We start from the raw sequence: 5,063 nt of genomic DNA on the forward strand, positions 1-5,063 counted from the left end.
CGTATTTTTTTGGAACGCGTCTGGTTCAAACCATTGTCCAAAAAACTGCCAACTAAAAAAGCACCTAGACCAATTGAGGTCTAAGTACTCCTATAAATCTAAATCAACTCTACTTGACGAAGCGCCGTTTTTTAGTTGTCGTACAGCTGATAGATATCAAAAATTTTAAAAGGAGTGGTCGTAATGAAATACGGAATTATTGGTGCAGGTGCAATGGGTTATCGGTATGGTGTCATGCTTCAGGAAAACGCTGGCGTAGACGTTGACTTCATCGATACATGGGAACCAAACGTTAAGAAAGTCCGTGAACAAGGCGGTGTTTCAGTTGCCCGGGATCACAAGAATCGCCGGATTATTCCCATCAACATGTATTACCCAGAAGAATACACAGGTCATCCAGATGTTTGGATCATCTTTAAGAAGCAGATGCAATTAGCTGAAGAACTTAAACGCGACAGTAAAGCCGGCATTTTCCATGACGACCAATACGTCTTTTCAGCAATGAACGGCATGGGCCACTTCGAAAAGATCGAAAAGTACTTCCCTAAAGATCACATTATTTGTGGGACTGCGATGATCGCTACCCGGCTTGATGGGCCAGCAAACGTTGATTTTATGGGTCCCGTTAACAGCGAAGTGATGCATATGGCGCCTTATAACAACAAGCCAGCTGATAAGACCACTGAAGCTGTCTTCAACGACTTCACAGCTGCTAAGATGGGTCCAGTCATGGTCGACGAATGGAAGGGCATGTGCATGTCCAAAGTCGTCTTCAACGCCGTGACTAACACCCTTTGTACGATGTTTGAAATGCAAATGGGTCAGTTTATTGAATACGAAGGTGTGACCAAGATGGCAACCACGCTCTTCAACGAAGCCTTTGATGCTTGCGAACGGGCCGGCATCCACATGATTGAATCTCGTCAAGAAGAAATCGATTCAGTGATTCCGGTTAGCCAAGCTTACAAGTACCACTACCCATCAATGTACCAAGATTTCTCAAAGGGCCGTCCGACTGAAGTTGATTACATTAACGGCTACATTGCCAAGATTGGCCGGGAACATGATTATGTTTGCCGGGTACACGAATTCGTTGTCCAAGAAGTTCATATGGCAGAAATGATGCGTAAATATCACAAACCACAAGAAAACGTGGCTGATTCAAAGAAAGCACAGGTGGAAGCATAATGAAATATCAATTTGCAAACAACATCCCCGAAAGCGATGAAGATCCAGTTGGCAATATTTTAAAGGTAGCAGGCGATCCCAAAGTGATTTCTTTTGCCGGTGGATTACCAGCACCAGAATTATTCCCCGTTGAAAACTTAAAGAAAGTGACTAACGAAGTCTATGATGAATCCGGTCGCCAAGCCTTACAATATAGCATTGCTGCTGGTTATCCAGAATTACGTAAGCAAATTGCTAAGCGGATGAACCGGTCAGGGATTGCTTGCGATATTGATAACATTATGATCTCTACCGGCTCACAGCAGTCCATTGATTTAACCGCTAAGCTCTTTGTTAACCCCGGTGATACGGTCATCGTCGAACAGCCAACTTACCTTTGTGCCCTTGATGTCTTCCGTTCTTACGGCGCTCACATGGTGGGTGTACCAATGGATGACGATGGGATGAAGATGGATGCCCTAGAGAAGGCTGTTCAAGATAATCCCAACACCAAGTTCATTTATACCGTTCCTAGTTTCCAAAACCCAACCGGTCGAACGATGCCTGCCGACCGCCGTCAAAAGATGATTGAAATTGCTGATAAGTACAATATCATGATTCTTGAAGATGACCCATACGGCGCTATTCGCTTTACTGGTAAGGATGTTGCCCCCGTTAAGACCTTTGAACATGACGAACGGGTGATCTACATGAGCACCTTCTCAAAGATTTTAGCTCCAGGGCTTCGGATCGGCTGGATCGTGGCTGAGAAGAATCTGGTCAAGAAGTTTACTTTAATGAAACAAACCGTTGATGTGCACTCAGATAACTTAACCCAGCACATCATCGCTAAATACCTTGAAGACTTCAACATTGACGACCATATTGCGAAGATTCGCGAGACCTACCGCCGCCGTGAAGGCATTATGATGGATGCCATTGAGAAGTACTTCCCAAAGAATGCCAAATACAGCCATCCTGAAGGCGGCCTATTCATCTGGGTCGAAGTACCAGGTGTTGATACGCAGACACTCTTCAATACTTGCATCGACCACGATGTTGCCTTTGTTCCTGGCGAACCATTCTATGCTGACAAAGTTATTCCTGGCACCTTCCGTTTGAACTACTCCAACATGCAAGACGATAAGATCGTCACTGGTATCGAACGGTTAGGGAATGCTATTAAGGAAACCATCAGTAAACAAGTTGAAGTTTAATCACATACACATATTTAAGGCTATCTAATATTATAGTAGAAATCATTTTAAAACCTCGCTAAAAACGAGACACATAATACTCAGACTCCGGTTAATGGAGCACACATAATAAAAAACGTTGCTATCATCCTAATTGGGTAATAGCAACGTTTTTTATGTCGGAAAATTACGATTTGAAATGCTTGCTTTCCGCTTCGATACAGCTTATATTATGCGCAAAATTAAGTCACTGAAGTTTGCGAAAGAAGGTTGAACCAAATGAAAGCAATTGTGATTGATCGATACGGTGATGCGCAGGAACTCCACGAAGCGGCATTACCGGTACCCACAATTAGTGCAGATGAAGTATTGGTTAAAATGGTCGCTACCAGTGTGAATCCCATTGATTGGCGCACTCGTAAAGGTACGGCAGGGTTAGGCGCCGCGTTTCCCATGGTTCTGGGCTGGGACGTTGCGGGTGTGATCACCGAGGTGGGGGCTGCGGTTTCCCGCTTCAAAGTCGGCGACGAGGTGATTGCTAGGCCGGCTAATTCGGCGGATGCTACCCGTGGTAGTTACGCCGAGTATGTAGCGGTTGGTGAAGACCAGTTAGCGTTAAAACCAGCTAACATTTCGTTTAAAGAGGCGGCCGCAATTCCGTTATCAGGAACGGTAGCTTATCAGGTGATCGTCAACCAGCTTGCAGTAAGTAAAGGGGATAAGGTGTTGATTCAAGGCGGTGCTGGTGGTGTGGGCCTGTATGCGATTCAGATTGCGAAAGCGCAGGGTGCGTACGTAGCAACCACTGCTAGTGTCGCAAATCATGATCTGTTACGGTCGATTGGCGCGGATGAAGTAATTGATTATCACCAGACTAAATTTACTGATGTACTGCATGATTACGATGCCGTGTTTGATACGACGGATGATATTGAAAACGGATTGGCGATTTTGAAACCAACGGGCCGTTTGATCAGCATTGTTGGCCGCCCGACAGCAGCTCAGCAAAACGGGCATCCCTCAGCTAAGCACTGGTGGCTGCACCCTAATGGCCGTGATTTGGCCGCTGTAGCTGAATTGGTAGCGGCTGGTAAGGTGAAGGTGATCATTGATAGTGAATACCCGTTGACGACGGCCGGCCTGCAAGCAGCGCACCAACGCAGCGAATCACACCACGCGCACGGTAAGATCGTGATCACGATTGCGGATCCGCCGGCGAAGTAACGCCACAACGTCACGTGGTTTTGAGGACTAAATCGGCGTATGCTATTGGTAATCAATTAGAAAGCGAGCAATTACCAATGAGCATTACTTTTGAATACGCGACGCAAGCTGATTTACCAACAATTACTGATATTTATAATCAAAGCATTCCCAGTCGATTAGCGACTGCGGATCTCAAGCCAGTTACGACTGCTTCTAAACAGGCCTGGTTTGCTGAATTTGACCGGCATTCACGGCCAATTTGGCTGATGAAGGACGGGAAGACGGTTGCCGGCTGGGTAAGCTTAGAATCATTTTACGGCCGACCAGCGTACGTGCACACTACGGAAATCAGCATTTATATTGCTGAAAATTACCGCCATCATGGACTGGGGCAAAAAGCGTTGAACTACGTGTTCACCCAGTTAAAAGAGTTAGATGTGGATACGCTGGTAGCGTTTATCTTCCATCACAACGTGCCTAGTTTAGGGTTGTTTAAGAAGAATGGTTTTGATACCTGGGGTCATTTGCCCGATGTGGCTTCGATGGATGGCAAGTTGCGCAGTTTGGATATTTTGGGGCGTCGATTTAAGTAGAATAAAGCACCAAGTACTGTTATGAGTGCTTGGTGCTTTATTGTTGAACATATATTGTACGAGTTCCCTCGTAAGGGTCGAACTTACTATTGGCTGCCGAGTAGGGAATGGTTTAATTAATATTTGTGATATGTAACCCGAATACTCATACCATATTCCAAGTGAAGCACGCTTGAATGTGCTGATTTGTGAACATAAATAGGTGAAGCGTGATAGAAATGAATAACACGCCAACTACCAGATTTACTTAAATAATGTACATGTCGAGTCTTTCCGACAAAACGGACATGGTGAGCTGTTATTCTCATATGATCATGATTATCACGATTGATATAATGACCCCGCATTGAGACTGGAATAGTTGAAGCAGCATGAGCTACAGGCTGATTACTGCTAATGCTAAATCCTAAGAACAATGCGACCGTTGTAAAAACCAGAAGCAAAACCTTTTTCATTACCTAAAATCCTCCTAGAAATTAATATCAGCTTTTAGTGTCATCAGTGATTGGACAATGGAACAAGTTAAAGAGTAATAACAGGTTATCTAGGGACTATGTTAACAATAATTGCATTTAGTAGCTATGGGACTGCTACGTTTACCAAGTGGTCATCGTGTTACACAAATTAAGGACACAAAAAAATCAGCATCCACGGTGTCAAGCACAGCATGAAAACTGATTAGTGGTGTGTATATGGGTTCTACAATATCTGTTGTTGGTAATAGATTTTTATCTATTACTGATGACAGATTTTTTGTTTATCATTAGAATAAAAAAGCGGACATCTCCCGTCCGTTAACTTACTCCCACCACAGAATTAAGTCAAGAAAGGAAATGCCCTATGTCAAATGATACTACGAAAATGTTGTTAGGAATAGATGATGAACACTTAATAATTGAGG

At 44.1% G+C, this 5,063-nt stretch carries 5 protein-coding genes; 4 read left to right on the forward strand and 1 reads right to left on the reverse strand.

From position 1 onward, the window contains the following. Window positions 1-183: 183 nt before the first annotated feature. The 4 genes from FFM73_RS12025 (at window position 184) to FFM73_RS12040 (ending at window position 4,162) form a co-directional block, all read left to right on the forward strand. Entirely contained in the window at window positions 184-1,188 is a 1,005-nt protein-coding gene (locus FFM73_RS12025) for a ketopantoate reductase family protein (RefSeq protein ID WP_089136877.1), read from the forward strand. Further along, window positions 1,188-2,384 carry an aminotransferase-like domain-containing protein gene (locus FFM73_RS12030; protein ID WP_137631898.1) on the forward strand — a complete coding sequence of 399 codons (1,197 nt, stop codon included), beginning with the start codon at window positions 1,188-1,190 and terminating at the stop codon, window positions 2,382-2,384. Before FFM73_RS12025 ends, FFM73_RS12030 begins: the two co-directional genes overlap by 1 nt. Before the next feature lie 258 nt (window positions 2,385-2,642). Continuing rightward, window positions 2,643-3,587: an NADP-dependent oxidoreductase gene (locus FFM73_RS12035; RefSeq protein ID WP_137631899.1), complete on the forward strand. Its 945-nt coding sequence runs from the start codon at window positions 2,643-2,645 to the stop codon at window positions 3,585-3,587. A 77-nt stretch (window positions 3,588-3,664) separates the two neighbouring features. After that, entirely contained in the window at window positions 3,665-4,162 is a 498-nt protein-coding gene (locus FFM73_RS12040; protein ID WP_137631900.1) for a GNAT family N-acetyltransferase, read from the forward strand. A 116-nt stretch (window positions 4,163-4,278) separates the two neighbouring features. Here FFM73_RS12040 and FFM73_RS12045 read toward each other — a convergent pair whose 3' ends face one another. Further along, a complete protein-coding gene (locus FFM73_RS12045; protein WP_137631901.1) occupies window positions 4,279-4,617 on the reverse strand; it encodes a hypothetical protein in 339 nt (112 codons plus the stop codon). Window positions 4,618-5,063 lie beyond the last annotated feature (446 nt).

The organism is Secundilactobacillus hailunensis (assembly GCF_005405185.1).
GTDB classification, from domain to species: domain Bacteria; phylum Bacillota; class Bacilli; order Lactobacillales; family Lactobacillaceae; genus Secundilactobacillus; species Secundilactobacillus hailunensis.

What these genes read in the sequence shown, in the direction of transcription:
- FFM73_RS12025 (WP_089136877.1), top strand. Translation starts at nt 184, where the DNA reads ATGAAATACGGAATTATTGGTGCAGGTGCAATGGGTTATCGGTATGGT.
- FFM73_RS12030 (WP_137631898.1), top strand. Translation starts at nt 1,188, where the DNA reads ATGAAATATCAATTTGCAAACAACATCCCCGAAAGCGATGAAGATCCA.
- FFM73_RS12035 (WP_137631899.1), top strand. Translation starts at nt 2,643, where the DNA reads ATGAAAGCAATTGTGATTGATCGATACGGTGATGCGCAGGAACTCCAC.
- FFM73_RS12040 (WP_137631900.1), top strand. Translation starts at nt 3,665, where the DNA reads ATGAGCATTACTTTTGAATACGCGACGCAAGCTGATTTACCAACAATT.
- FFM73_RS12045 (WP_137631901.1), bottom strand. Translation starts at nt 4,617, where the DNA reads ATGAAAAAGGTTTTGCTTCTGGTTTTTACAACGGTCGCATTGTTCTTA.